Source organism: Bradyrhizobium ivorense (genome assembly GCF_900696085.1).
Classification (GTDB): Bacteria; Pseudomonadota; Alphaproteobacteria; order Rhizobiales; family Xanthobacteraceae; genus Bradyrhizobium; species Bradyrhizobium ivorense.
In genome coordinates this window covers 25,436-51,860 of the sequence record NZ_CAADFC020000043.1, presented here as the reverse complement: position 1 = coordinate 51,860, position 26,425 = coordinate 25,436, and the positions used below count along the sequence as shown (strand labels likewise).

Genomic DNA, 26,425 nt, shown 5'->3' with positions numbered 1-26,425 from the left:
AGGAACGGCTTGCGGGCCTTTATGGTCACGCGAAGCGTTACCTTGTCGACGGCGGGTTCAACAAGCACGAAGACATCGAATGGGCTGCTAGCCAGGGGATCAAGGTCTATGGCCCGCCGGCCAACAGCAAGCATGGGAGCGATCCCTATGCACCACGCCCCGAGGACGGCCCCGGCATGGCCGCCTGGCGCAGACGGATGAAAAGCCTGCACGGCAAGAGCGTCTACAAACGCCGGGCGCCGGGCGAATGCATCAACGCCCGCTTCCGCAACTGGGGCCTGCGCCAGTTCACGGTTCGGGGTCGCGAAAAAGTGCTCACCGTGCTGCGCTGGTTCGCCCTCGCCAACAACGTCCTCGCCGGACACAGGCTCCTGGCCCAAGCAGCATAACCAAACACCAGCGACCTTGAGGGTTGCGCCCTGATCGCCATCGCTCTACTGGGCCAAATGGCGCGGTCACCCCTGTTAGGGTCACAAGCTCTCAGGGTGACGGGGATAGAGTGAGGACGCGGCCCCCTACCAAGGAGCGAGCCGGGGCGCCCACCCGCTGCGTTGACTTTCGCCCGGCCGCTCCCAATACTCCCGAAAAAAGCAAAACCCGTCACAAATGACGGCTTCAGGGAGGATGCGATGCCGACGTCACGCAGGACGCTGCTCAGGACATCCGCGGCTGCCGCCGCTGCTTTCAGCTTCGATTGGACACGCGCGCAGGCCCAGGCCGAAACGGTCAGGATCGGCGTGATCTACGATCTCACCGGGCCGTTTGCCGCGGGCGGCTCGGTCGCCTGCTCGATCGGCACCCAGATCGCGATCGATCTCGTCAATGAGAAGGGCGGCGTCGGCGGCAAGTACAAGATCGCCTCCGTCAACGTCGATTCCCAGAGCAAGCCGGACGTTGCCATCAACGAGGCCAACCGCCTGATCGATCAAGAGAAGGTCGACATCCTCAACGGCGTGTATGCGAGCTCGCACGCGGTCCCGCTCGCCGCCAAGGTCGAACAGCAGAAGCGCATCCTCTGGATCACGACCGCGGTCTCGACCGCGGTGTTCAAGGACAAGAACCTGCAATACGTCTTCCGCGCGCAGATCCATTCCGACCAGTACGGCCAGGCCTTTGCCAGCTTCATCGCCGAGCATGCCAAGGCCAAGCTCGGCATGGACCCGAAGGACGTCAAGGTTGCGCTGATCCACGAGGACGGCCCCTATGGCGTCGGCGTCGCGGCGGCCGACGAGGCCTTTGCGAAGCAGGAAGGCCTGCAAGTCGTGCTCAAGGAGGGCTATTCGGCCTCGGCGCCCGACCTCTCGGTGCTGGTGACCAAGCTGAAGCGCGCCAAGCCCGACGTGATCTCGCATGCCGGCTACAATCCCGACATCACGCTGTTCCTGCGCCAGGCGCGCGAGAGCGGGCTGAAGTTCAAGATGCTGTTCGGTGCCGGCGCCGGCTACAGCCAGCTCGACAAGCTGCGCGAGAGCTTCGGCACCGACATCGACAATTTCTGCAACATCGATCCGGTGCCGGCGCAGCTGCTCGATCCCGCCAAGCTCGCGCCGGGGGTCGGCGATCTCACCAAGGTCATGGTCGCGCGCTACCGCGAAAAGACCAATGCCACCGAGGTGCCGCCGCACTGCTCGATGGGCTTCAACCAGACCTGGATCCTGCTCAACAATGTGCTGCCGGTCGCCAAGGAGAAGTATGGCGGCTTCGATCCCGAAGCGATCCGCAAGGCGGCGCTCGACGTCGACATCGCACCGGGCGGCACCATTCAGGGCTATGGCGTGAAATTCTTCCGGCCCGGCACCCCGCTCTCCGGCCAGAACGAACGCTCGACCCCGGTCGTGATGCAGAACGCCGGCCAGCGCATCTCCGTGGTCTGGCCGACCAACATCCGGACCCAGGACCCGGTGTTCCCGCTGCCGAAGGGATCGGTGTACGGGGCGTAGCATTGCGTCGCCGCACTGCAGGTGCGCTCCCTCGCCCCGCTCTCTTGTCCGCCGAAGCCCGCCTTCGGGCGAAGGCGGATGCGGGGAGAGGGTTGGGGTGAGGGGCATCTCTCCGCGCGAGATCGTTGTGAGACCTGTACCCCCTCACCCGGATTGCATCTGACGATGCAATCCGACCTCTCCCCGCAAGCGGGGCGAGGTGAAGGAAGCAGCCGATCTACGCGGCGTAGACAAAGCATTCAGCGACCGCGGTGGCGGTGCACCCTCTCCCCTTGTGGGAGAGGGTGGCTTCGATGCCTCGCATCGAAGCCGGGTGAGGGGTCTCTCTCCGCGAGTGACCCTCTCGCGATGTGAGTACGCGGCGGCAACCCCTCATCCGGCGCTGCGCGCCACCTTCTCCCACAAGGGGAGAAGGGAAGAGGCTACAGCACCACCCTTCTCCCCTCATCCGCGGCCCAATAGCCGGCGTAGTTCACCTTCGTCGTCTCATACGCCAGCGCGAGATCGGCGAGCGGCGCGCGGCCGGTTGCGACGCATTCCATGAAGTCCTGGATCTCCTGCAGATAGCCACGGGTCCATTCCTCCTCGAGGCAGACGAACTGCCAGCCGGTTTTGCGGTCGACCTTTTCGGTGACGTAGACCGAGGCGAGCTTCTCCTCGGAGGTCTGGTAGCTGGTGAGATGCGTGTTCGGCGTGATGTTGGCGAACAGCGAGCCGCCGCTGGTATAGGTCTCGATCAGGTTGCGCACGCCGCCCATGATCATGTCGCCGGAAAACACCGTCGCCTTGGTGCCGTCGGAGAAGGTCGCGGTCAGCGTGCCCCAATCCTCGACGTCGACCGGATTGGCCTTGATGAAGCTGCGCTCCTCGGCCTTGAGGCCGGCCGTGACGTTGCCGACGTCGCAGGTGACGCTGGCAACCGTGATGGTCTCGCCGCGGGCGCGGGCCTCGACCTGCTTGAGATAGAGCACCGCCGACAGCGGATGGCAGCCCATCCGGATCAGCGAGCCGCCGCCGGTCATCGCCCACTCCGCGGCGTGCGCGGCGTGCGAGCCGGAATGGCTCTCTTCACCCTTCATGAACAGGATCTTGTCCCCCGTGGCGCGGATGATCTCGGCGGTCTTGGTCACCGCCGGCGCGTAGATCCAGTCCTCGGCATACATGAACAGCTTTCCGGTCCGCGCGATCGCGGCACGCGTCGCCTCCATTTCCTCCATCACACGCTGATACATCAGCGCCTTCGGCACGGTCTTGCCGATCGGCGCCATGTCGCCGTCGCGGCCGAAATAGCCGGTGAACGGCTTTTCGCAGATCACGTGCTTGCCGCTCTGCATCGCCTGCACGATCATTGCGGCGTGCAGATTGGGCGGCGTGCAGATATCGATGACGTCGAGCTCACGGTCGGCGACGAGTTCGGCGAAGCTGCGATAGGCATTCGGGATTTGGTGCTTGCGCGCGAAGTCGAGCACATGATCGCCGCGCGCCGCGACCGCCCTCACCTCCACGTCGACGCCGTAGACGCGCCGATAGGCATACATGTGCAGCTCCGACACGAAGCCGCAGCCGGCCAGACCGATCCTGATTGTTGTCATTGAAATGTCTCCGCGCCCTCAGGCGGAAGCAGCGTAGCGTGCCGCCATCACCGCGTCGAACGCATTTCCCATCGCGGCAACGGACGGCGTCATCCCCGTGAACAGCGCGAACGCATCCGCCGCGGCGCCGATCGCGAGATCGCGCCCGGTCATCACCTCGGCGCCCTTTGCCTTCGCCGCTGAAAGCAGCGGCGTCCATAGCGGCGAATAGACGGCATCGGCGACCCACATCGCCGGATGCAGCAACGTATCAGGCACCGGCGTGTCGCGGTTCGGCAGCATGCCGACGGGAGTTGCATTGACGAGGCCGGCCGCGCCGTCGACCACGGCTTCGACGCTCGCGGCGCTGCGAACCGCGATGGCGCCTTGCAAGCGGTCGGCGAGCTGCGCGGCCCTGGCGGGATCGGAGTCGAAGATGCGGAGCTCGCCGATACCGAGCCCGGCAAGCGCGAAGGCAATTGCTTTGCCGACACCGCCGGCCCCGATCAGCGCGATCGCGCCGCGCGGCGTGGTGGCGAGCAGCGGCTGGATCGCGCGAGCAAAGCCTGACGCGTCGGTGTTGTGCCCGATCAGCCGCGAACCGTCGACGACGATGGTGTTGACCGCACCGATCGCGCGTGCGTCCGGCACGAGGTCATCGAGCAGATCGACCACCGCCTCCTTGTAGGGGAAGGTGACATTGACGCCGACAAAGCCGAGCCGCCTGATACCCTCGAGCATGGCGCGAAGATCGTCGCGCCCGGCTCCGGGCACTTCGATGAGCTGGTAGTGGCAGTGGGCGCCAAGCGCCGCGGCGGCCTGCTCATGCATCGCCGGCGCGGCCGAATGCGCGATCGGATATCCAAGCAGGCCGGCGAGGAAGCGGTTGCGCGTCATTCCTCACCCTCCGGGATCAGACGTCGAAGAACACCGTCTCGCGGTCGCCCTGCAAATGGACGTCGAAGGTGTAGGCGTTGCCCGTCTGGCGCGTGGCGATCAGTGTCGCGCGGCGATCGGCCGGCACCTGCGCCAACACCGGATCGCCGGCATTGCCGGCCTCGTCGTCGAAATAGATCCGGGTGTAGAGATGCAGCAGCATGCCGCGCGCGAATACCGCGAGCAGGATGTGCGGCGCCTGCGGGTTGCCGTCGGGATCGGGCACCGAGCCGGGCTTGATGGTGTCGAACGCGTAGCCGCCGGTCTTGTCGGTGCCGCAGCGGCCAAAGCCCTTGAACGATGAATTCGGCAGCGCCCGCTTGTCCTGCGGGTCGGAGAAGCGGCCCTGTCCGTCGGCCTGCCAGATCTCCAGCATGCAGTCCACGACCACCGCGCCGTCGCCATCAAAAACCTTGCCCTCGACGCGGATGCGATCGCCGGAGACGTCCGGCGTCAGCAAATTGTTGGTGAAGGCGTCGTTCCACTCGTATTCGCCGTTCGGGGTCAGGCCGTATTTGAAATAGGGACCGACGGTTTGCGATGGGGTCACTCCATCAGGACGCTGGTTCGACACGTTACTTGGTCTCCATCGGCGTGGCGCTCTGCCCGCGCAGCACGATATCGAAGCGGTAGCACAGCGCCCATTCCGGCTTGGTGTTCTCGAGATCGAACGACGACACCATCCGCATCCGCGCCTTCTCGTCGGTCACCGAGTTGAAGATCGGGTCGAACGGAAACAGCGGGTCGCCGGGGAAATACATCTGCGTCACCAGGCGCGACACGAAGGAATGGCCGAAGACCGAGAAGTGGATGTGCGCGGGCCGCCAGGCGTTGTGGTGATTGCCCCACGGGTAGGCGCCGGGCTTGATGGTGATGAACTTGTAGTAGCCGCTGGCATCGCTCTGGGTGCGGCCGGCGCCGGTAAAGTTGGGATCGAGCGGCGCCGGATGCTGGTCGACGACATGGACGTAGCGGCCGCAGGCATTGGCCTGCCACAGCTCGACCAGCGTGTTCGGCACGCCGCGGCCGTCCTCGTCGAGGACGTGGCCGTGCACGATGATGCGCTCGCCGAGCGGCTCGCCCTTGGCCTGAATAGTGAGGTCGTTGTCGTGCTCGCGCACGGTCTCATGTCCATAGACGGGGCCGGTGAGCTCGGAGAGCGTGTGGCGGATTGGGATCAACGGCCTCGAGGGCGAACGCTTCACGGTGGAGCGATAGTCCGGCGACAGCCGCGCCGGATGCGCCGCAAGCGATTGCAGCGGATACAGTAAGGTCATGGCGTAGTCCTCCGCGGCCCATCTTAATGAGCCGTCCGCTGATCATTATCGGACATAACCAATATGGGGAAGGGCTGTTTTCAGCCCTTCCAAGCCATTGGATTAGTTCATCTTTTCGATCGCAACGGCAACGCCCTGGCCGACGCCGACGCACATAGTTGCCAGAGCAAGCTTTCCGCCCCGCTTCTCCATGCCGTGCACGGCGGTCAAGACAAGCCGCGCGCCGCTCATGCCGAGCGGATGGCCGAGCGCAATCGCGCCGCCATGCGGATTGACGAAATCGGCATCTTCCTTGACGCCGAGCTGGCGCAGGCAGGCGATGCCCTGCGAGGCGAAGGCCTCATTGAGCTCGATCAGATCGAAGTCCGACACCTTGATGCCGAGCCGCTCGACCAGCTTCTTCGTCGCCGGCACCGGGCCGATGCCCATGATGCGCGGCGGCACCGCGGCCGACGCAAGGCCGAGAATCTTCGCGCGAGGAGTCAGGCCGTGTTTCTTCACGGCTAGCTCGGAGGCGAGGATCATCGCGGCGGCGCCGTCGTTGACGCCGGATGCGTTACCGGCGGTCACGGTGCCCGGATTGCGCACGATCGGCTTCAGCTTCGCCAGGCCTTCGAGCGTGGTCTCGGGGCGGGGATGCTCGTCCTTGTCGACAGTGATCGGACCGGCCTTGCCGCCGGGCACCTGGATCGGGACGATCTCCTCGGCGAAATAGCCCGAAGCGATCGCAGCGCCGGCGCGCTGCTGCGAGCGGATCGCCATCGCGTCCTGATCGGCGCGCGAGACCTGGAATTCCTCGGCGACGTTCTCGCCAGTCTCCGGCATCGCATCGACGCCGTACTGCGCCTTCATCAGCGGGTTGATGAAGCGCCAGCCGATCGTGGTGTCGAAAATGTCGGCCGAGCGCGCGAAGGCTTCCGGCGCCTTGCCCATCACGAACGGCGCCCGCGTCATCGATTCGACGCCGCCGGCGATCGCGAAATCGATCTCGCCGGCGCGGATGGCGCGGCCCGCGGCGCCGACCGCGTCGAGGCCGGACGCGCAGAGCCGGTTCAGGGTCTGCCCGGGAACCGTATCGGGCATGCCGGCGAGCAGAAGCGCCATGCGCGCGACGTTGCGGTTGTCCTCGCCGGCCTGGTTGGCGCAGCCGAAATAGACCTCATCCACCTGCGACCAGTCGAGACCGGCATGCTTGGCCATCAGCGCCTTGATCGGGGCCGCGGCAAGGTCGTCGGCGCGCACCTTGGCAAGCGAGCCGCCGAAACGGCCGATCGGGGTTCGGACGGCATCGCAAATATAGACATCACGCATTGAATCTCTCCCTGAATGCCGTGGCTTAGGCGCTGGATGGCTTGGAACTTGAGGGGAGTTTTAGGAGCGCGGCCGCGGCAGGTCAATTGACGCCGCTGCGGGCCATCAGCGCATTCCCGTAAGGGCTGGCCGTGGAGAGGGTGGAAAACCCCGTGTTCTCGGATAGGACCGCACGGCGAAATTTTGTAGTTTCCGCCCCCTCATGACAGTTCAACAGCCCATCCCCGTTCCGCCCGAGCCCGCGCCCGCTGAAGCATCGTCGCGCGTCACGCCGATGATGGAACAGTATCTCGAGATCAAAGCCGCACACCCGGGCCTCTTGCTGTTCTACCGGATGGGCGATTTCTACGAGCTGTTCTTCGAGGATGCCGAGATCGCCTCGAAAGCGCTCGGCATCGTGCTGACCAAACGCGGCAAGCATCAGGGCATGGACATCCCGATGTGCGGCGTGCCGGTCGAGCGCTCCGAGGACTATCTGCATCGCCTGATCGGAGCCGGCCACCGCGTCGCGGTGTGCGAGCAGACCGAGAATCCCGCCGAAGCCAAGGCGCGCGGCAACAAGAGCGTGGTCCGCCGCGGCGTGGTGCGGCTGGTGACCCCGGGCACGCTGACCGAAGACACGCTGCTCGATGCCCGCACCAACAATTATCTGATCGCGATCGCACGGGCCCGCGGCTCGGCCGGCGCCGACCGGCTCGGGCTCGCCTGGATCGACATCTCGACCTCGGAATTCATGGTGACGGAATGCGCGACCGCGGAGCTCGCCGCGACGCTGGCGCGCATTAACCCGAACGAGGCGATCGTCGCCGACGCGCTCTATGGCGACAGCGAACTCGCGCCGACCCTGCGCGAACTGCCGTCGGTGACGCCGCTGACCCGCGACGTGTTCGACAGCGCCACCGCCGAGCGGCGGCTGTGCGACTATTTTGCCGTTGCGACGATGGACGGCCTCTCCGCGATGTCGCGGCTGGAGGCAACCGCCGCGGCCGCCGCCGTCACCTATATCGACCGCACCCAGGTCGGAAAGCGCCCGCCGCTGTCGCCGCCGGCGCGCGAGGCCGCGGGCACCACGATGGCGATCGACCCGGCGACCCGCGCCAATCTCGAGCTGACGCGCACGCTTGCCGGCGAGCGCCGCGGCTCGCTGCTCGATGCGATCGACTGCACGGTGACCGCGGCCGGCTCGCGGCTGCTGGCGCAGCGTCTCGCCGCGCCGCTCACTGATGTTGCGGTGATCGCGCGGCGGCTCGATGCGGTCTCGACCTTCGTCGCGGACAGCGCGGCACGCGAGGATATCAGAACCGTGTTGAAGGCGGCGCCCGACATGTCGCGCGCGCTGGCGCGGCTCTCGGTCGGCCGCGGCGGCCCACGCGACCTCGCCAGCCTGCGCGACGGCATCCTCGCCGCCGACCAGGCACTGGAACTGCTCGCGCTGACAGACGATCCGCCGGCGGAAATCGCCGCGGTGATGGCGGCGCTGCGGCGGCCATCGCGCGACCTGGCGCGGGAATTTTCCCGCGCGCTTTCCGAGCAATTGCCGCTGATCAAGCGCGACGGCGGCTTCGTCCGCGAGGGCTATGAGGCCGCGCTCGACGAGAGCCGGAACTTGCGCGATGCCTCGCGCCTCGTCGTCGCCGCGATGCAGGCGCGCTATGCCGAGGACACCGGCATCAAGACGCTAAAAATCCGGCACAACAACGTGCTCGGCTATTTCGTCGAGGTCACCGCGCAGCACGGCGACAAGCTGTTCGCACCGCCGCTGAATGCCACCTTCATCCATCGCCAGACGCTGGCGGGGCAAGTCCGCTTCACCACGTCCGAGCTCGGCGAGACCGAGGCGAAGATCGCCAACGCCGGCGAGCGCGCGCTCAACCTCGAGCTGGAGATCTTCGAACGGCTGAGCGTGATGGCGCTCGCGGCCAGCGACGATCTGCGCAACGCCGCGCATGCTTTTGCGATGCTCGACGTCGCAACCGCGCTGGCCAAGCTTGCGATCGACGATAATTACGTGCGGCCGGAGGTCGACGGTTCGCTAGGCTTTGCGATCGAGGGCGGCCGCCACCCCGTGGTCGAGCAGGCACTGAAGCGCGACGGCCAGCAATTCATCGCCAATGCCTGCGATCTCTCTCCCGCACCGGGCCAGAAGTCCGGCCAACTCTGGCTGCTGACCGGCCCGAACATGGCCGGCAAATCGACCTTCCTGCGCCAGAACGCGCTGATCGCGCTGCTGGCGCAGATCGGCTCTTACGTGCCGGCGTCGCGGGCGCGGCTCGGCATTGTCGACCGCCTGTTCTCGCGCGTCGGCGCCGCCGATGACCTCGCGCGCGGACGCTCGACCTTCATGGTCGAGATGGTCGAGACCGCCGTGATCCTCAACCAGGCCAGCGAACGGTCGCTGGTGATCCTCGACGAGATCGGCCGCGGCACCGCGACCTTCGACGGCCTGTCGATCGCCTGGGCCGCGATCGAGCATCTGCACGAGAGCAACCGCTGCCGCACGCTGTTTGCGACGCATTATCACGAGCTGACGGCGCTCTCGGCCAAACTGCCGCGGATGTTCAACGCCACGGTGCGAGTCAAGGAATGGCAGGGCGACGTCGTGTTCCTGCACGAGGTGCTGCCGGGCTCCGCCGACCGTTCCTACGGCATCCAGGTGGCCAAACTCGCCGGCCTGCCGCCGGCGGTGATCGCCCGCGCCAAGTCGGTGCTGGCGAAACTTGAAGCCCAGGACCGCGGCCAGACCGCGCGCGCACTGGTCGACGACCTGCCGCTGTTCGCGGTGCCGTCGCGCGCCGCCGCCGAGGACAAGCCGCCGAGCGAGGCGGATTTGCTGATCGAGGCGGTGAAGGCGCTGCATCCCGACGAGATGTCGCCGCGCGAGGCGCTGGAGGCGCTGTATGCGCTGAGGGCGAAGCTGCCGAAGCAGTAGCCTCGTAGCCCGGATGCAGCGACGCGAAATCCGGGGCGGCTCTCTCCGTTGCGCGACCGCCCCGGATTGCGCTGCGCTGCATCCGGGCTACGCACCTCTCTCCACCGTCATTGCGAGCGAAGCGAAGCAATCCATCGTTCCACATGCGCGGAGAGATGGATTGCTTCGTCGCTGCGCTCCTCGCAATGACGTGGTTAAGCTTTCCCGATCTTCCGCCGCCCCATCCGCCACAGCGCCAGATTCCACACGATGCAGGTGGCAAGCGCGCAGCTCAGCCCGATCGCGGAGCCGAATTGCAGCACCGCGACATGCAGCACGGCGACGCCGAGGCCGAAGCCGAGCAGGCCCCAGGCGCTGTTCGCGAGCACGGCGGCGGTCGCGGGGCCGCCGATGCGCGGGTGCAGGATCAGCATCATCGAGGAGAACACGATCGGGAACAGCGCCATCACGCCGGTCACGCGCGGGCCGACCCAGCTCGACGCGGTGACCACGGTGCCGACCAGGCTCGCGACCAGCGCGGCACGCAGCGGGATGTCGTACCAGCGCCGCGCGATCAGCGGCATTTTCGCGACGTGCCGATAAGGCCGCAGCAGCGGGATGCAGATCGCGAAGGTGACGGCGTTGAGGATCAGCCCGCCGGCGAGCGACCACGCGAACTGCCGCACGATGGTGGCGAGCACCAGCCACAAGGCGATCGCAGCGCCCGCGCTGATCCACATGCTGAAGCGCTGCGCCAGCACGGCATAGGTCAGGCCCATCAGGATGGTCGCCGCGTTGACCGGCAGGCTCGACAGCGCGCCCTCGGCAACGAAGGCCGCGTCGTGGTCGAGCGCGAGGAAGGTGTAGGACGGTCCCGCCGAGATCGGCAAGGTCGCGATCAGCGCGCCGATCACCGGCCCCGACCGCTCCGTGATGATCGACGCGCTGACCACGAACGCCGCCGCAACGGCCATCCGCAACACGAGGAGCAGGAGGAAGTGGAGTTCGGGGGACATTTCTTGTTTTTTCTTACCCTCCCCTTGCGGGGGAGGGGCGGCTCACATTGAGCGAAGCGAGATGGGAGGCGGGGTGGGTGAACTCTCCATTCGGGCACCGATCGAGTGGAGAGACTTTCACCCCACCCCGTCTCGCATCTCGCGATGCGAGACGCCCCTCCCTCTCCAGGGGAGGGTGAAAGCGACTACACCCGCGCCATCGTCACCGTGACCTTCGGGCCGTTCTTGATGGTCTGATAGACCACGCAATAACGCTCGGTCAGCTTCAGCAGCAGGTCCAGCTTGTCCTGCGGCGCGTCGGTGCCGATCTCGAAGCGGAGGCGGATTTCGCGGAAGCCGACCGGGGTCTCCTTGTCGACGCCGAGCGTGCCGCGAAAATCGAGATCGCCCTCGGCGAACACGTTGCCGACCTTGAGCGGCACCTCGATCGCGGTGGCGACCGATTTCAGGGTGACGCCGGCGCAGGCGACCAGCGCCTCCAGCAGCATGTCGCCGGAGCAGAGCTCGAGCCCGGAGCCGCCGGTAGCGGGGTGGAGGCCGGCGATCGCCAGCGCGCGGCCGGTTTCGACCTTGCAGGAGATGCTCTCGCTGTCGGTCGAGCCCTTGGCTTTCAGCGTGATCACGGCGGCGGAGGGATCGGTCTTGTAGCGCTCCTTGATCGGAGCCTGCATTGCGCGGAGTTCGGCGGCGTCCATGGTTCTTCTCCCGGCGGTTCTTGAGATCATCATACGATTGCAAGGAATCGCATGATGATCTCATCTTTTTTGTTTGAGCATGATCTCCTCGGAAAACCGGCCTCCACTTTTCCGGATCATGCTCTAGTGCCGATGTAAGACCTTATCGGGGGGATGTCACCACCACATCGCCTCGCCGGCGTTGGATTTGTCGGCGGGGTCGCGCACCGCACGGTCCAGCGAGCGGTCGAGCGCGGTCAGCACGCGGCGCTTGAAATTGTCGAACAGCTCCGATTTGCGGTCGCGCGGCCGCGCCAGGTTGATGGTGATCTCCTGAAACAGCCGGCCCGGCCGCGGCCGCATCACCAGCACCCGGTCGGCCAGCACCACGGCCTCGTCGACATCGTGGGTGACCAGGATCAGGGTCGGCCGCGTGTCGGCCCAGAGATCGAGCAAATGATCCTGCAGGTCGCGGCGGGTGAAGGCATCGAGCGCCGAAAACGGCTCGTCGAGCAGCAGCACCTCGGGCTGCGGCACCAGCGCACGCGCGATCGCCACCCGCTGCGCCTGCCCGCCGGAGAGCTCGCGCGGCCAGGCATTGGCCTTATCAGCGAGACCGACGCGGGCCAGCGCCGCGGCGATCCGCTCGCGCCTGACCTCGGCGGGGAGATCGGCGAGGCCGAAGCCAATATTGTCGGCGACGGTGAGCCATGGCAGCAGCCGCGGCTCCTGGAAGATGATGCCGATCTTGGCATGCGGCGAGGTGATCACGGCATTGTCGAGGATCACCGCGCCCGAGGTGGCGCGGTCGAGCCCGGCGATGGCGCGCAGCAGCGTCGACTTGCCGCAACCGGAACCGCCGATGATGGCGATGATCTCGCCAAGCTGGATCTCCGCCGAGAAACGCTCCAGCGCATGAACGCCGTTCGGATAGGTCTTGCCGACCTCTTTCAGCGCCAGCATCAGACCCCTCCCCGCGCGCCGAATGCATCCTGCCAGCGCAGCAGCGGCGCAGCGGCGGCCTCGATCAGCCAGTCGGTCAGCTTGCCGAGGATGGCAAAGATCACGATCGCGGCGAGGATCTGCGCCGGCTTGCCGAGCTGCTGGCCGTCGAGCAGGAGATAGCCGAGGCCTTCCGAGGCGCCGATCAGTTCGGCGGCGACCACGAACATCCACCCCAAGCCAAGGCCGACCCGCAGCGCCACCACATAGGCCGGCAGCACCGCGGGCAGCAGGATGCGGCGGATCATCGCCGGGCCGGAGAGGCGGAAGACGCGGCCGACCTCGACGATCTTGCGATCGACCGACAGGATCGCGCCCATCACCCCGAGATAGATCGGAAAGAACACCCCGACCGCGATCAGCACGATCTTCGAGGTCTCGAAGATGCCGAGCCAGAGCACGAACAGCGGCACCCAGGCCAGCGAGGGGATTGCGCGCATCGCCTGCACGGTCGGATCGAGCAGCCGGCGGGCGAAGCTCCAGTAACCGGAGATCGCGCCGAGGATGGTGCCGGCGATGACGCCGAGCGCAAATCCCGCGCCGACCCGCCACAAGGTCGCGAGGATATGACGCGTCAGCTCGCCGCTTTTGCCGAGCTCGACGATGGTCTCGAACACCTTTGAGGGCGGCGGCACCAGGCGGCCGTTGGAATAGCCGAGATCAACGACGAGTTCCCAGCCGAGCGCACACGCCACCGGCAGCACCAGCCCGAGCGCCGGCCGCGCATAGCGCGACCATCGCGCCGACGCTGCTCGCGGCGCGGCCGTCTGTTCCAGCACGGGCAGGTCAACGGTCATGGCCATAGCAAGAACTATTCTTCGCGCGGGATTGCAAGGTGGCTTGGGCTGGCATTCCTCTTCCTTCTCCCCTTGTGGGAGAAGGTGGCGCGGACGTAGTCCGCGACGGATGAGGGGTTGGCTCCGCTTGCGAGAGTTTGCCGTGGGGAAAGAACCCCTCACCCGGCTTCGCTTCGCGAAGCCACCCTCTCCCACAAGGGGAGAGGGTGCAGCGTTACTAGTTCGTCGGCAGCGGGACCTGATCGTCGATCAGCGCATCCAGCGCCGCCTTCACGTCGGTCTTGGCATCGATCACGCCGGCCTGCTGCAGCGCCAGGCCCGCGGCGAGGATGGACTCCCGCTGCGGCGCGCCGATCCGGCTATGGGTCAGTTCGGTGCGCTCCTTGAGCTGCTTGTCGACCACGGCGTCGGGCAGCCTGGTCACCGCAATGAAGGTCTTCTTCAGCTCGTCGTAATTCGCCAGCGAATATTTTCGCGCCTCTTCGTAAGTCGCGAGCACGCGGCGGACGATGTCCGGGTGATCCTTCAGGAACTCTTCGCGCACATTGAGGATGCCCCAGGTGTTGGCATCGGCCTTGCGGTAGAACAGTTTTGCGCCGTCCTCGATCTCGGCCTGCGCCATCATCGGGTCGAGGCCAGCCCAGGCGTCGACGTCGCCGCGGATCAGCGCGGTCTTGCCGTCGGCGTGCTGCAAGAGCACCGGCGTGATGTCCTTTTCGGTGAGGCCGGCGCCGAGCAGCGCGCGAACCAGGAAGATGTGCGGATCGGTGCCGCGGGTCACCGCGACGCGCTTGCCCTTGAGGTCGGCGACCGAGGCAATTTTGGAGTCCTTGCCGGTCACCAGCGCAGTCCATTCCGGCCGCGAATAGACGTAAACCGATTTGATCGGATTGCCGTTGATCCTGGCGACCAGCGCGGCCGAGCCCGCGGTCGAGCCGAGATCGATCGAGCCGGCATTGAGGAATTCGAGCGCCTTGTTGGAGCCGGCCGACTGCACCCAGACGATGCTGATGCCGTCCTTGGCGAATTCCTTCTCCAAGAGGCCCTTCTGCTTGAGCACCAGCGACACCGGATTGTAGGTCGCCCAGTCGATCCGGATCTCCTTCAGCGCATCGGCGGCAAAGGCCGCGCCGGGAAACAGGGCGGAGACCGCGAACAGCGCGGCAGCGGCGCGCCGGGAAAATATCTGCATGCGTCGATCTCCTCGATGTGAATAAGAAACCGTCTTTTAATTCAACTACTTAGGCTTGCGGTCAACGAGAAAATCTCTACCCTTTGTCTGACGGTGCGAGAACGATCTTGCTCGAAGCACCGCTGATACAGCATGGAGCCGCTGTCCTCATACTTTGGTCAGTGACAGCAACCGCTCCGTCCGATATCGGATGGACGTATGGACAGCATCGTAGCCGAGGTCCGCGCTGAAGCGGATGATCGTTTCGAGACCGCGCGGATCACCGCGGCGGTCAATGCGCTCGCCGAACAGCATGCCGGCCGCGAGGATCAGTTCCGCGCCGCGATGGCGCAACTGCTCAAGGCCGAACTGATCGCGGCGCGCGCCAAGGCGCAGGCGCTGTTGCTGAAAGATCGTCATGGCCGGCGCTGCGCCGAGCGGCTCTGCTTCGTGCAGGACGAGATCATCCGCATCCTCTATGCGGCGGCGACCAAGCATCTCTACCATTCGCCGATCCCCTCGGGCGCCGAGCGCATGGCCGTGGTTGCGACCGGCGGCTATGGCCGCGGGCTGATGGCGCCGGAGTCCGACATCGATCTGTTGTTCATCCTGCCCTACAAGCAGACCGCCTGGGGCGAGCAGGTCGCCGAAGCGATCCTCTATTGCCTCTGGGACATGGGGCTGAAGGTCGGCCACGCCACCCGCTCGGTCGACGAATCGATCCGCCAGGCGCGCGGCGACATGACGATCCGCACCGCGATCCTGGAGACCCGGTTCCTGACCGGCGACCAGCCGCTCTATGACGAACTGGTCGAGCGCTTCGACAAGGAGGTGGTGCAGGGCACCGCGTCCGAATTCGTCACCGCCAAGCTCGCCGAGCGCGAGGAACGGCACCGGCGGGCCGGCCAGTCGCGCTATCTGGTCGAGCCCAACGTCAAGGACGGCAAGGGCGGGCTGCGCGACCTGCACACGCTGTTCTGGATCGCGAAATACGTCTACCGCGTGCGCGAGACCGACGAGCTGCTGGTGCGCGGCGTGTTCGACGCGCAGGAGTACCGCACTTTCCGCCGCTGCGCCGATTTCCTCTGGTCGGTGCGCTGCAACCTGCACTTCTTCGCCGGCCGCGCCGAGGAGCGGCTGTCGTTCGACATGCAGCGCGAGATCGCGGTGCGGCTCGGCTACACCTCGCATCCGGGCATGCAGGACGTCGAGCGCTTCATGAAGCACTACTTCCTGATCGCGAAAGACGTCGGTGACCTCACCGCGATCCTGTGCGCCAAGCTCGAGGAGGAGCAGAAGAAGCCGGCGCCGGTGCTGAGCCGCATGGTGGCGCGCTTCCGCCCCTCGACCAAGCGGCGGCGGGTACCTGAAAGCGACGACTTCATCGTCGACAACAACCGCATCAACCTCGCCGCGCCCGACGTGTTCAAGCAGGATCCGGTCAATCTGATCAGGATCTTCCGGCTCGCGCAGAAGAACAGCCTCGCCTTCCATCCCGACGCAATGCGCACGGTGACGCGCTCGCTCAAGCTGATCAACACGCCGCTGCGCGAGGACGAGGAAGCCAACCGCCTGTTCATGGAGATTCTGACCTCCGACAACGCCGAGACCGTGCTGCGGCGGATGAACGAGACCGGTGTGCTCGGCCACTTCATCCGCGCCTTCGGCAAGATCGTGTCGATGATGCAGTTCAACATGTACCACCACTACACGGTGGACGAGCACCTGATCCGCTGCATCGGCTTCCTGCAGGACATCGAGCGCGGCGGCAACGAGGAGTTCACGGTCGCCAGCGACCTGTTCCGCAAGATCCGGCCCGAGCATCGCGCGGTGCTGTACATCGCAACCCTGCTGCACGACGTCGCCAAGGGCCGGCCCGAGGACCATTCGATCGCCGGCGCCCGGGTGGCGCGCCGGCTGTGCCCGCGGCTCGGCTTCTCGCCTGCCGACACCGAGCTGGTGGCCTGGTTGATCGAGGAGCATCTGACGATGTCGACGGTGGCGCAGTCGCGCGACCTGTCCGACCGCAAGACGATCGAGAATTTTGCCGCCGTGGTGCAATCGGTCGAGCAGATGAAGCTGCTGACGATCCTCACTACAGCCGACATCCGCGGCGTCGGCCCGGGTGTCTGGAACGGCTGGAAGGCGCAGCTGATCCGCACGCTGTATTACGAGACCGAGCCGGTGCTGACCGGCGGCTTCTCGGAAGTGAACCGCGCCCAGCGCATCGCGGTGGCGCAAGCCGAATTCCGCGCCGCCTTCACCGAATGGCCGGAAGCCGAGCTCAACGCCTATATCGGCCGACACTACCCGGCCTACTGGCTCAAGGTGGAGCTGCCGCGAAAAATCCGCCAGGCGCGCTTCATCCGCGCCAGCGAGCAGGCCGGGCACAAGCTCGCGATCAATGTCGGCTTCGACGAGTTGCGCAGCGTCACCGAGCTGACGATTCTCGCCACCGACCATCCCTGGCTGCTGTCGATCATCGCCGGCGCCTGTGCCTCGGCCGGCGCCAACATCGTCGACGCCCAGATCTACACCACGACCGACGGCCGCGCGCTCGACACCATCTCGATCTCGCGCGAATACGACCGCGACGAGGACGAGGGCCGCCGCGCCACAAGAATCGGCGAGATGATCGAGCACGTGCTGGAGGGCAAGCTCCGTCTGCCGGAGGCGGTGGCGAAGCGCGCCGTGCGCAGCAAGGCGCGGCCGTTCATCGTCGAGCCGGAGGTGACCATCAACAACCAGTGGTCGGACCGCTACACCGTGATCGAGGTTTCGGGCCTCGACCGGCCCGGCCTGCTCTACCAGCTCACGACGGCGATCTCAAAACTCAACCTCAACATCGCCTCCGCCCATGTCGCGACCTTCGGCGAACGCGCCCGCGACGTGTTCTACGTCACCGATTTGCTCGGCGCCCAGATCACCGCGCCGACCCGCCAGGCCGCGATCAAGAGCGCGTTGTTGCATCTGCTCGCGAGCGAGGATCAGGCGGCGAAGCCGGCGGCGTAGGAGGTTTACCTCGCCCCGCCTGCGGCAGGGTGCGCTGCCAAAAATGTCGAAAAACAACCCCATGCAAAGTAGCCGGCGGCGGCCGGCGTTCGACCAGGCCCGACCAGGCCCTTGACACGTCGGGCAAGTCAGGGGTAATATTCCAATATTCCGAAATCGTGCAAGCGCCGGCTCGCCCTTCGGCTAGCGCCAATGGCATTTGCGCGCTTCTGGTGACAGCTCACTCTTCTGCCCTAGCCGAACAGCCGCATCAGCAGCGCCCTGCCGACGGGCGCGGCGCGCACGCCCTGAAAGGCGCTGACATACTCACCGGCATAGAACGCACGCACGACGTTGACCCGCGTTGCGACCGCGTCCTCGAAGCGGACACCGAAGCCGTTGCCGGTATGCCGAACGACGACCGCCACCACGCTCTGGCCGTAGACGTTGCATTTGATCGGCGTCCCGATCGTTGGCGGGGCGGGATCGATGAAGCGGGCGCCGGTGATCGAGATGTCGGCGAGGCGGACCAGCCGCGACGCGGCGCCTTGCTGGATCAGCACCGGCTCGTCGCGTTCGAAGCGCTCCGCCTTGCGGCGCCGCGGCTGCTCGATGCAGATGAAGCAGACGATCGCCAGCACCACGCAATTGTACAGGCTCCAGGCCAGCGCCAGCCCGCCATAGGCGATGCTTTCACCGCGCAGGTGCAGAATGAACGCATAGGCGATCGCGAACAGGGTGATCAGCAGGGCGGCGCCATAGATCCGCAGCAGCGGCCATTCGATGAAGCGGCGGTTACGATCGCCGCCCTTGGCCGTCACCTTGAACTTGTGCCGCTGTGGCCGGGCGAGGCCCGTCGCGACGGCCTTCAGCACCGCGGGCATTGCGATGTATTGCGAGACGTCGGTCATGATGGCGAGCGAGCGGCCGCGCGAGATCCACGCCATCGTGAAGGCATGCCAGACGTAGAACGGCAGGAAATATTTCAGGAGCTCCGGCAGATCGGCGTAGACCGCCTTGATGCCGAACAGGAGAAACAGCCATGGCACGACAAGGCCGAATGCCTTGGTGCCGTAGACCGCCGCCCAGCTCATGAAGGCATCGACGAGGGACAGCCGGTCGATGAAGTCGAGCCTGGATTGCAGGGAGAACGGTCCGCTGCGGCCCCTGAAAATCTGCATGAAGCCGAGGCACCAGCGCCCGCGCTGCGTGATGTACTCCTTCAGCCCTTCGGGCGCGAGGCCGAGCGTCAGGCGTTCGTTCAGATAGACCGTGCGCAGGCCCTGTTCCTTCAGCCGCAGCGTGACGAGATAGTCCTCGGTCACCGAGTCCGTCGGGAAGCCGCCGATCCGCTCCAGGCCGGAAGAGCGGATCAAGGATGACGTGCCGCAGCAGAAAGCTGTGCCCCAGGCATCCTTGGCCGGCATCAGGATGTCGAAGAAGAACCGCTGCTCGTCCGGCCACACGTCGGTCGCGGCGAGATTGGACTGGATCGGATCCGGATTGATGAAGTGCTGCGGCGTCTGCACGACGCCGACGCCATCGTCCTGCATCAGGCTCATGGCCCGGGTCAGGAACTCCGGCATCGGCACGAAGTCGGCGTCGAGAATCGAGACGAACTCCGGCTTGTCCCTCAGGTCCGCGACATGGCGGAGCGCGTGATTGATGTTGCCGGCCTTGGCGTGGCGGTTGTCGGGACGGGTCAAGTAGTGGCAGCCGAGTTCCTCGGCGAGGCGCCGCAGCCAGAGCCGGCGTCCGTCGTCGAGCACCCAGACTCGGTAATTGGGGTAATTGATTCCGGTCGCGCCGATGATCGTGCGCTCCAGGATCGCCTTCTCCTCATTGTACGTGCAGATGAAAACGTCGACGAGCGGCGCAGGCGCGGCAACGCGCGGGCGGCGAAGGATGGCATTGACCTCGGGCGAGCGGTCGATGGTCCGGCTGAGGAACAACAGGGACAGGCACACCGCGATCAGCGAGGCGCCCTCCGCCAGCATGAAGGGATAGCCGACGATCGCGTCGGCCGGGAGCCCCGGCGGAGGCAAGGTATGGGTCACGCGCCAGACGAAATAGCGGAGCAGCAGCGCGACCGACATGGTGGCCATCGCGGCGCGAGCCAGCGAGCTCTCGCGCTTGAGCAACGGCAGTAGTGCAAGACAGGCACCGAAGGCGACCAGCCCGGGTGCAAGGGCCGCCATCATGACTTTGCCGCGCCCTCGTTGAACACCACCCGCCCGGTGCGGCCCACGGCGCAACCCTTGCCCGTGCTGTCGAGCGCCGGCATCGAGACCGTGACCCGATAGGGCTCCTTGTTCAGCGCATCGGGATTGATGGCAAGATTTGCGGGCGCGCCAGATGAACCAGTGAGATTGACGATGACGCCCTCGATCGCGGCGCTACCGTCATTCGGCTCGAAGCTCGCGGGATCGCCAAGCTTGAGGCGGTTGTAGACGCTTTCGGTGACATTCGCGGTGACCACCTCGCCGCTGCAATCGAGCACCTTGAGCAGCGGCTGCCCGGCCCTGACATCCTCGCCCGGCGAGGTCATCATCTCCCAGATCCGTCCATTGATCGGCGCCCTGATGTCGGCCTCGGCCCGATTGATGTAGTGGATCTGCTCGACCGCGATCTCGTGGGTCAGCCAGGCGATTTCCGCATCGGCATGGGCCAGATCGGCGCGCAAATCGCTGACGCGCTGGCGCATCTCCTCCTCGCGCTGCACCGAGCTCGGCCGGTCATTGTAGCTGTCGCCGAGATAGGTGCCGTTCTTCACCGCGGTGAGTTCGACCTTCGCCGCGTCGAGCCGGCGGCGGGCACCAATCTCGGTCTGCTGCGCGATCGCCTGCTCGCGCGTCAGCCGCGCCAGTTCGACAGTCGACACGCTGCCCGATCTGACCAGCGACGAAGCCCGCTCGACCGCCGCCGTCGCCTCTTCGCGCCGCGCCGCCGCAGCCTCGATCGCCGACTGGATTTCGGCGATCCGTGCCTCGAGCTGAAGGGTGCGGCCGTCACGGAACTGGCCCGCTTGGCGCGCGAGATCCTGCTGCGCGGCCTCGGCGGCGGCGAGCTTGGCGGCCAGGCTCGGGCGCTCGTTCTCCAGCCGCGACATCTGGCGCCTGAGATCATCGAGCCGGATGCGATCGCCGCGCGCGTTGACGACGTGAAGGATCGCGTCACCCTCGCTGAGTGCGCTGAGATACGTAGGATTGGACGGCTTTGCGCTCACCGTGCCGTCGATCGGCGAACGAAGTGTCACGATCCTGGCGTTGACCACCGCCTCGACGCTCGAGGTCTGCAGGATCGCCTTGAGCGGCATCCATCCGAACACGGCGACGATGGCGAGGCCGATGGCCACCTTGAGGGTGCGGCGGACCATCCGGCCGGATCCCGCAGGGGCTTCGGGATGGGGGGCGCTATCGCTGACCGGTTCGTCGTGTGCCGGCTGCAGCCGGTCCTGCAAATCGCGCTGCAATCCTCGCGCGCCCTCGGCTTCAACCTTGGTGACGGAAACATTGTCCTCGGGAAGCGGCTTGTGCTGCTGTGCCTGATTCATGACAACCGGCCCTGAACTGTCGCTGCGCGAACCAACGCACAATTCTAGCGAGCGACGCCGCTGCCGAGCCGGTCCAACGATCAGGTGCTTCAGGACGGGCTAAAGGGAACCCGGAATCTTTCGAAAAAAATGCTGCAAATTTGCGAAGGCCAAACCGCAGCGCGGAGCGCCGCAGGGACTGAGCCCGGAATCCATCAGGGCCGGGGCTAGACGGGGAATGGATTCCGGGCTCTCACGGAGGCTGTTATCGGACCCGTCTTGCGCGGTCAGGCGTGAGCGGCCCAGCGCTTCGGTCCCGGCAGCCTGCCGGACCTAAAATCCGGGGCGGCCTACGCCCGCGGATCCAACACGTCGAAGTGTGGCTCCAGCGCCGCCAGGCTCGCGCCAATCAAGGCCAGGTAGCTGGCCTGACAGAGCACCACGCCCAGATCGAAGACGTCGAGCAGATCGATCCAGGGGTTGTCGGCCGGCACGCTCGCCGTTTGCTTGCCGCCGTCGATCACGTGGAAGCTGCGGTCGCCTGGTTGACGCCTTACCTCGCGTTCGACATCGTCGGAGCAAAGGATCAAATGCAGGGGAGCGCTCGGCATTTTCAACCTCCAGATCTCTGATCGGCGACTGCTGAATTCGGTACGCCTCTACTGCTCTCGAGTTACCCAGTGAGCGTAGTCGCCGGGAAGCAATGGGCCATTGAACGGAGGTTGATCCGGCCGTTACATTCGGATGGGGACGACATACTTTGGTTTGGCCGCAACCTGAACCTGAGCGTCAGACGGTTTCGCTTTCCACGCGATCCGACGCCTCGCCCCGCGGATTGCCGAAGGCCCGCATGATCTCGTCCCGACGGCAAGAAAGCTGCTAATATGCAGCCTGTTAGGAGGGCGACGTTGTCGCCGCTGATGGTAGCGGTCACCTAGCGACGCAGCGCGGCCCATGATGGCTAAGTGCTGGTGCTGCCGATGATGCGCAATCCGACCAAGACGTCCTGGTCGGCCGAGCAATGGCTGCTCGGCGGCATGGTGCTGGCTTTGGCGGGAACCTGCGCCGGGCTGTTGCTTGGTCCGCAGCCCGCGGCTTCCGCCCATCTGGCTGCCTTGGCGCTGCTTATCGCCGCGCTCGCCGCTGCATTGCTGATGATGCGTGTGGTGGGCCGCACCCAAAAGCAGATGGAAGCCGCATTGCGCGGCCGGGCCAGCGGCGAAGAGCGCGCGGTAGAGGCGCTACGCAACAGCGAAGCGCAATGGAAGGAGGTGTTCGAGCACAACCCGGTCATGTACTTCATGGTTGAAGCAACGGGCCTCGTCCTGTCGGTCAACAGCTTCGGTGCGGCGCAACTCGGCTACACCGTCGACGAATTGCTCGGACAATCCGTCCTCCGGGTCTTTGCCGCCGAAGACCGGGATGCGGTCCAACGCAACGTCGCGGCATGCCTCGGCAACATCGGCCAAACCCACAGCTGGGAGATCCGGAAGGTCCGCAAGGACGGTTCAAGGCTTTGGGTCCGTGAGAATGCCAAGGCCGTGCGGCGGCTGGACGGGCAGTTGATTGTCCTGATCGCATGCGAGGATATCACCGAACGCAAGGAAGCCGAAAATGCCCTGCAACAGAGTGAAATGTACCTGTCCGAAGCCCAGCGATTGAGCCATACCGGCAGCTTTGGCTGGCACGTCGCCAGCGGCGAGATCATCTGGTCGGAAGAGACCTTCAGGATCTTCGAGTTCGACAAGGTCCCCTCCATCAAGCATGGCACGGTGCTGCAACGCGTCCATCCGGATGATCGCACCCGGGTGCAACGGACCATCGACCGCGCCTCGCGCGACCTCAGGGACTTCGAGCACAGCTACCGATTGCTGATGCCGGACGGGGCGATCAAATATGTCCACGCCCGGGCACATGCGGTGACGGGCATCTCGGGCGACACCGAATTTGTCGGAGCGGTCACCGACGTGACTGCCCGCAAGCGAGCCGAGGCTGAATTGCATGAAGCGCAGACCAACCTCGCACACGTCACGCGCGTGACGGCGCTCGGCGAACTCGCCGCATCAATCGCCCATGAAGTAAACCAGCCGCTTGCCGCCGTGGTCACCAATGCCGCGGCATGCCTGCGCTGGCTCAACCGGGAGACCCCCGATCTGAACGAAGCGCGCGGAGCGGTCCGGTTGATCATCAGCGACGGCAACCGGGCCGGCGAGGTCATCCAGCGCGTCCGCGCGCTGGTGAACAAGACGACCGATCAGAAGGCGCCGCTCGACGTCAATGAAGTCATCAACGAGGTGATCGGCCTGGTGCAACATGAACTGCAAAGCCACCGGATATCCCTGCAGCTGGACCTCACTCCGGGGCTTCCGCCGGTCGTCGCCGACCGCATCCAACTGCAGCAAGTCATCCTCAACCTGGTCGTCAACGGCATCGAGGCGATGCAGCCGGTCACGGACAGGCCGCGCGAACTCGTGATCCGGACACGCCATGACGATGCCGGGCAAATCCTGGTCACGGTCACCGATTGTGGCGTCGGGATCGCAACCGAGAATGCCGAGCGGCTGTTCGACGCCTTCTACAGCACCAAAGCCAGCGGTATGGGAATGGGGTTGTCGATCTGCCGCTCGATCATCGAGGCCCATCGAGGCCGCCTGTCCGTGGCCGGAAATGCCGGCCACGGCGCCACATTCCAGTTCACCCTGCCTCTGCGTGAAGAGGATCATGCATGATGACCGGACGCCCGGCATTGCCCCCCACTCCCGCAAACGCCGACGAACCGACCGTGTTCGTCGTCGACGACGACGCGTCGGTGCGAGACGCGCTGAGCAATCTTTTCCGGTCCGTCGGGCTACGAACTGAGGCGTTCGGGTCGGCCCATGAATTTCTGCGGCACAAGCCCCCGGATGTCCCGAGCTGCCTGATCCTCGACATCAGGCTGCCCCGGCTGAGCGGCCTGGACTTTCAGGCGGAGCTGGCGAAGGCCGACGTTCATATTCCGATCATCTTCATGACGGGCCATGGCGATATCCCGATGACGGTCAGGGCCATGAAGGCCGGTGCTGTCGACTTCCTGACCAAGCCCTTCCGCGACCAGGACATGCTGGATGCCGTCACGACGGCGATCGAGCGCGACAGAAATCGTCGTGATGAAGCCAAAACTCTCGCAAACCTGCGCGGAGCCTTCGCGACCCTATCCACCCGCGAGCGTCAGATCATGACGCTCGTCACGGCCGGGCTGATGAACAAGCAGGTCGCCGCCGAAATCGGCGTGGCCGAGATCACCGTGAAGATACACCGCGGGCACATCATGCGGAAAATGGCGGCAAAGTCGTTACCGGACCTGGTCAGGATGGCGCAGATTCTCCGGATCGGACCCGGATCTGGCGAGCCGCAAACCTAAGTATGATTCTCCGATCCTGATTGGCGACGCACTGTGCTTCCGCGCAATCGCACAGACCAGGGGGCACTCTGGCCGTCCCCAGGAAGGACCTCCTTGTCCAACCCGCCAATGATATCCGTCATCGACGATGACAGGTCGGTTCGCACCGCGACCCACAATCTCGTCAGGTCGCTGGGCTACGCGGTCGAGAGCTACGCGTCAGCGGAGGAATTCCTGCACTCGCCCCAACTGGATGAGACGTCCTGCGTGATAGCGGATGTCAGGATGCCGGCCATGAGCGGGCTCGATCTGCAGAGCCACCTGATTGCCAACGGACGGCGCGTTCCGTTCATTTTCGTCACCGCCTTCTCCGTCGAAAGCGATCGCGCGCGGGCCCTGAGGGCGGGAGCGATCTGCTTTCTGATCAAGCCCTTCGACGGGGAGGAGCTGATCAAATGCCTCGATGCGGCCCTGGCGCAGCCCGGCACCGCGGCGCGCGAATGAGTTCAAACCGGATATACGCAAGGATGATGCCGCGAAACATCAGGACAAGTTGAACCCGGACGGTGATGGCGCGAGATTTCGCATCGTCGTCCTTCGACGTAGATCGACGACAAGCACAGCATCAGACATTTTGATTGGTAATGGCAATTCCTCGGGAGGAAGGTCGCCATGCGTGCGGAACCGCGCTGCGCCCAGTGTGACAGCGAAGACCCCAAGGTCATCAGTTTGCGAAATCCGGCAGGTGAACGCTACTGCGGGCGCCTCTGCTTTTACAAAGGCCAGGAGGAGTTCGTTCGCTGGCTTCGGCGTGCCAATGCGGAGGTAGCGTCATGACCTGCCGTTGCGGGAATCCGGGATGCAAGCGCCCCTTCGGGCTCATCCGGCACAGCTGGCATTTCCAGCAATTTTGCTCGGTGAAGTGCCGCGAGAGCTACAAGCAGCAGTTGGAGCGCAACAAGGCCTACTGGAAGTGGCTCTATCCCTTCCCCGGCACCCGCATCCCATCGAGGAAACTGACCTGACGGCAAGGATCATCGGCACTCAAAGGAGCTCCCATGACGACGGTTGATGCGATGCTGGTCGGAGCAATACTCGCATGGGTGCCTTCGCTCATCGTATTTCTCTATATCGTGCGCGATCTGCGGACCATGTCCAGCGAGGATCTCGACTGATCGCCGCGAGGGCTCATCGGCAGATGAAGCGGCCCGTTATATTTCTACGCCTTCATGCCGCAGCAGCCAGCGCTTGCGCTCCAGGCCGCCGCCATACTTCACCAGCGAGCCGTTGGCGCCGATCAGGCGGTGGCAGGGCACGACGACGCTGATCGGGTTGCTGCCGTTGGCGTGGCCGACCGCGCGCATCGCGTTCGGCACCTTCAGCTTCGCGGCCAGCGCGCCGTAGCTCATGGTGGTGCCGGGCCGGATCTTCGGCAGCGCATGCCAGACCTTCTGCTGGAACGGCGTGCCGGCGACGCGCCACGTCACGTCAGTGAGGCGATCGAGATCGCCCTTGAAATAGTCGCTCAGCGCCTTGCGCATCTCCGCCGGCGCGCGGCCGTCGCGCAGCGTCACCGGGCCGTAATGCAGCCGCAGCAGCTCCAGCATTCGCCCTTCGTAATCGTCCCAATCCAGCGCGCGCAGCACGCCGCCGTCATCGGTCACCAGCAGTGCCGTGCCGATCGGCGTCGTGAGGCGATCGAGGTTGAAGGTCTGGGGTGTCCTGGCAGTGGCCATATCAGTCACTCGGGAATCGGTATCGCTGCACATACATTTCACCGCCCGCGTGCTAGCGTCCACCCGAATTCCGTTAGAGCATGATCCGGAAAAGTGGAGACCGGTTTTCCGAAAAGATCATGCTCAAACAAAGAGATGGGAATCATGATGCGATTATTTCCAATCGCATCATGATTGTTGGGGG

The 26,425-nt window shown here is 65.4% G+C and carries 21 protein-coding genes and 1 pseudogene; 8 read left to right on the top strand and 14 right to left on the bottom strand.

Annotated features, from left to right (window positions below):
• Positions 1–389 (top strand): annotated as a pseudogene (locus CI41S_RS42935) (IS5/IS1182 family transposase); the annotation flags it as partial.
• Between the two features lie 240 nt (positions 390–629).
• Positions 630–1,940 (top strand): ABC transporter substrate-binding protein, encoded by a 1,311-nt coding sequence (locus tag CI41S_RS42930; protein WP_139864980.1) that lies wholly within the window; start codon positions 630–632, stop codon positions 1,938–1,940.
• Positions 1,941–2,362: 422 nt separating this feature from the next.
• Here CI41S_RS42930 and CI41S_RS42925 read toward each other — a convergent pair whose 3' ends face one another.
• From CI41S_RS42925 to pcaF, 5 genes are all read right to left on the bottom strand, one after another.
• Positions 2,363–3,532, bottom strand: coding sequence for a Gfo/Idh/MocA family protein (locus CI41S_RS42925; RefSeq protein ID WP_139864979.1), 1,170 nt, complete (start codon positions 3,530–3,532; stop codon positions 2,363–2,365).
• Positions 3,533–3,550: 18 nt separating this feature from the next.
• Positions 3,551–4,408: a shikimate dehydrogenase gene (locus CI41S_RS42920; RefSeq protein ID WP_139864978.1), complete on the bottom strand. Its 858-nt coding sequence runs from the start codon at positions 4,406–4,408 to the stop codon at positions 3,551–3,553.
• 16 nt (positions 4,409–4,424) lie between these two features.
• Positions 4,425–5,021: a protocatechuate 3,4-dioxygenase subunit alpha gene (gene pcaG, locus CI41S_RS42915; protein WP_139864976.1), complete on the bottom strand. Its 597-nt coding sequence runs from the start codon at positions 5,019–5,021 to the stop codon at positions 4,425–4,427.
• 1 nt (position 5,022) lies between these two features.
• Positions 5,023–5,724, bottom strand: coding sequence for a protocatechuate 3,4-dioxygenase subunit beta (gene pcaH, locus CI41S_RS42910; protein ID WP_139864974.1), 702 nt, complete (start codon positions 5,722–5,724; stop codon positions 5,023–5,025).
• 102 nt (positions 5,725–5,826) lie between these two features.
• On the bottom strand, positions 5,827–7,035 hold the full coding sequence (gene pcaF, locus CI41S_RS42905; RefSeq protein ID WP_139864972.1) for a 3-oxoadipyl-CoA thiolase: 1,209 nt from the start codon (positions 7,033–7,035) through the stop codon (positions 5,827–5,829).
• A 202-nt stretch (positions 7,036–7,237) separates the two neighbouring features.
• Between pcaF and mutS the strand changes: the two genes are divergently transcribed.
• Entirely contained in the window at positions 7,238–9,964 is a 2,727-nt protein-coding gene (gene mutS, locus CI41S_RS42900) for a DNA mismatch repair protein MutS (RefSeq protein WP_139864970.1), read from the top strand.
• 194 nt (positions 9,965–10,158) lie between these two features.
• On the opposite strand, the gene CI41S_RS42895 is transcribed toward mutS, so the two are convergent.
• From CI41S_RS42895 to CI41S_RS42875, 5 genes are all read right to left on the bottom strand, one after another.
• The gene (locus CI41S_RS42895) at positions 10,159–10,959 is read right to left on the bottom strand and encodes a hypothetical protein (RefSeq protein ID WP_139864968.1); all 801 of its coding nucleotides are present in this window, start codon (positions 10,957–10,959) and stop codon (positions 10,159–10,161) included.
• A 185-nt stretch (positions 10,960–11,144) separates the two neighbouring features.
• Positions 11,145–11,654, bottom strand: a complete 510-nt coding sequence (locus CI41S_RS42890; protein WP_139864966.1) for an OsmC family protein — start codon at positions 11,652–11,654, stop codon at positions 11,145–11,147.
• 156 nt (positions 11,655–11,810) lie between these two features.
• On the bottom strand, positions 11,811–12,596 hold the full coding sequence (locus CI41S_RS42885) for an ABC transporter ATP-binding protein (protein WP_139864964.1): 786 nt from the start codon (positions 12,594–12,596) through the stop codon (positions 11,811–11,813).
• Positions 12,596–13,432, bottom strand: a complete 837-nt coding sequence (locus CI41S_RS42880) for an ABC transporter permease (protein WP_139864982.1) — start codon at positions 13,430–13,432, stop codon at positions 12,596–12,598. The genes CI41S_RS42885 and CI41S_RS42880 overlap by 1 nt, the downstream gene beginning before the upstream one ends.
• 217 nt (positions 13,433–13,649) lie before the next feature.
• Entirely contained in the window at positions 13,650–14,624 is a 975-nt protein-coding gene (locus CI41S_RS42875; RefSeq protein ID WP_139864962.1) for an aliphatic sulfonate ABC transporter substrate-binding protein, read from the bottom strand.
• Positions 14,625–14,822: 198 nt separating this feature from the next.
• Between CI41S_RS42875 and CI41S_RS42870 the strand changes: the two genes are divergently transcribed.
• The gene (locus tag CI41S_RS42870; RefSeq protein ID WP_139864960.1) at positions 14,823–17,615 is read left to right on the top strand and encodes a [protein-PII] uridylyltransferase; all 2,793 of its coding nucleotides are present in this window, start codon (positions 14,823–14,825) and stop codon (positions 17,613–17,615) included.
• A 233-nt stretch (positions 17,616–17,848) separates the two neighbouring features.
• Here CI41S_RS42870 and CI41S_RS42865 read toward each other — a convergent pair whose 3' ends face one another.
• The 3 genes from CI41S_RS42865 to CI41S_RS42855 form a co-directional block, all read right to left on the bottom strand.
• The gene (locus tag CI41S_RS42865; protein ID WP_139864958.1) at positions 17,849–19,795 is read right to left on the bottom strand and encodes a glycosyltransferase; all 1,947 of its coding nucleotides are present in this window, start codon (positions 19,793–19,795) and stop codon (positions 17,849–17,851) included.
• Entirely contained in the window at positions 19,792–21,147 is a 1,356-nt protein-coding gene (locus CI41S_RS42860) for an HlyD family secretion protein (protein ID WP_139864956.1), read from the bottom strand. Before CI41S_RS42860 ends, CI41S_RS42865 begins: the two co-directional genes overlap by 4 nt.
• A 329-nt stretch (positions 21,148–21,476) precedes the next feature.
• Positions 21,477–21,737 (bottom strand): hypothetical protein, encoded by a 261-nt coding sequence (locus CI41S_RS42855; RefSeq protein ID WP_139864954.1) that lies wholly within the window; start codon positions 21,735–21,737, stop codon positions 21,477–21,479.
• Between the two features lie 354 nt (positions 21,738–22,091).
• Between CI41S_RS42855 and CI41S_RS42850 the strand changes: the two genes are divergently transcribed.
• The 4 genes from CI41S_RS42850 to CI41S_RS42835 all read left to right on the top strand — a co-directional run bounded on the left by CI41S_RS42850 (position 22,092) and on the right by CI41S_RS42835 (position 25,530).
• Positions 22,092–23,855 carry a PAS domain-containing sensor histidine kinase gene (locus CI41S_RS42850; protein ID WP_244626877.1) on the top strand — a complete coding sequence of 588 codons (1,764 nt, stop codon included), beginning with the start codon at positions 22,092–22,094 and terminating at the stop codon, positions 23,853–23,855.
• Positions 23,852–24,526 (top strand): response regulator transcription factor, encoded by a 675-nt coding sequence (locus tag CI41S_RS42845; protein ID WP_139864952.1) that lies wholly within the window; start codon positions 23,852–23,854, stop codon positions 24,524–24,526. The genes CI41S_RS42850 and CI41S_RS42845 overlap by 4 nt, the downstream gene beginning before the upstream one ends.
• A 108-nt stretch (positions 24,527–24,634) precedes the next feature.
• Positions 24,635–25,009, top strand: coding sequence for a response regulator transcription factor (locus CI41S_RS42840; RefSeq protein WP_139864981.1), 375 nt, complete (start codon positions 24,635–24,637; stop codon positions 25,007–25,009).
• Between the two features lie 329 nt (positions 25,010–25,338).
• Complete coding sequence (locus CI41S_RS42835; protein ID WP_139864950.1) at positions 25,339–25,530, top strand: hypothetical protein; 192 nt, start codon at positions 25,339–25,341, stop codon at positions 25,528–25,530.
• Between the two features lie 186 nt (positions 25,531–25,716).
• Here the strand turns inward: CI41S_RS42835 and CI41S_RS42830 are convergent, their stop codons facing one another.
• Entirely contained in the window at positions 25,717–26,241 is a 525-nt protein-coding gene (locus CI41S_RS42830) for a methylated-DNA--[protein]-cysteine S-methyltransferase (RefSeq protein WP_139487462.1), read from the bottom strand.
• Between the last annotated feature and the right edge of the window lie 184 nt (positions 26,242–26,425).

What these genes read in the sequence shown, in the direction of transcription:
- mutS (WP_139864970.1), top strand. Translation starts at nt 7,238, where the DNA reads ATGACAGTTCAACAGCCCATCCCCGTTCCGCCCGAGCCCGCGCCCGCT.
- pcaH (WP_139864974.1), bottom strand. Translation starts at nt 5,724, where the DNA reads ATGACCTTACTGTATCCGCTGCAATCGCTTGCGGCGCATCCGGCGCGG.
- CI41S_RS42930 (WP_139864980.1), top strand. Translation starts at nt 630, where the DNA reads ATGCCGACGTCACGCAGGACGCTGCTCAGGACATCCGCGGCTGCCGCC.
- CI41S_RS42845 (WP_139864952.1), top strand. Translation starts at nt 23,852, where the DNA reads ATGATGACCGGACGCCCGGCATTGCCCCCCACTCCCGCAAACGCCGAC.
- CI41S_RS42875 (WP_139864962.1), bottom strand. Translation starts at nt 14,624, where the DNA reads ATGCAGATATTTTCCCGGCGCGCCGCTGCCGCGCTGTTCGCGGTCTCC.
- CI41S_RS42895 (WP_139864968.1), bottom strand. Translation starts at nt 10,959, where the DNA reads ATGTCCCCCGAACTCCACTTCCTCCTGCTCCTCGTGTTGCGGATGGCC.
- CI41S_RS42890 (WP_139864966.1), bottom strand. Translation starts at nt 11,654, where the DNA reads ATGGACGCCGCCGAACTCCGCGCAATGCAGGCTCCGATCAAGGAGCGC.
- CI41S_RS42880 (WP_139864982.1), bottom strand. Translation starts at nt 13,432, where the DNA reads ATGACCGTTGACCTGCCCGTGCTGGAACAGACGGCCGCGCCGCGAGCA.
- CI41S_RS42920 (WP_139864978.1), bottom strand. Translation starts at nt 4,408, where the DNA reads ATGACGCGCAACCGCTTCCTCGCCGGCCTGCTTGGATATCCGATCGCG.
- CI41S_RS42885 (WP_139864964.1), bottom strand. Translation starts at nt 12,596, where the DNA reads ATGCTGGCGCTGAAAGAGGTCGGCAAGACCTATCCGAACGGCGTTCAT.
- CI41S_RS42865 (WP_139864958.1), bottom strand. Translation starts at nt 19,795, where the DNA reads ATGATGGCGGCCCTTGCACCCGGGCTGGTCGCCTTCGGTGCCTGTCTT.
- CI41S_RS42855 (WP_139864954.1), bottom strand. Translation starts at nt 21,737, where the DNA reads ATGCCGAGCGCTCCCCTGCATTTGATCCTTTGCTCCGACGATGTCGAA.
- CI41S_RS42870 (WP_139864960.1), top strand. Translation starts at nt 14,823, where the DNA reads ATGGACAGCATCGTAGCCGAGGTCCGCGCTGAAGCGGATGATCGTTTC.
- CI41S_RS42835 (WP_139864950.1), top strand. Translation starts at nt 25,339, where the DNA reads ATGACCTGCCGTTGCGGGAATCCGGGATGCAAGCGCCCCTTCGGGCTC.
- CI41S_RS42830 (WP_139487462.1), bottom strand. Translation starts at nt 26,241, where the DNA reads ATGGCCACTGCCAGGACACCCCAGACCTTCAACCTCGATCGCCTCACG.
- CI41S_RS42925 (WP_139864979.1), bottom strand. Translation starts at nt 3,532, where the DNA reads ATGACAACAATCAGGATCGGTCTGGCCGGCTGCGGCTTCGTGTCGGAG.
- CI41S_RS42840 (WP_139864981.1), top strand. Translation starts at nt 24,635, where the DNA reads ATGATATCCGTCATCGACGATGACAGGTCGGTTCGCACCGCGACCCAC.
- CI41S_RS42860 (WP_139864956.1), bottom strand. Translation starts at nt 21,147, where the DNA reads ATGAATCAGGCACAGCAGCACAAGCCGCTTCCCGAGGACAATGTTTCC.
- pcaF (WP_139864972.1), bottom strand. Translation starts at nt 7,035, where the DNA reads ATGCGTGATGTCTATATTTGCGATGCCGTCCGAACCCCGATCGGCCGT.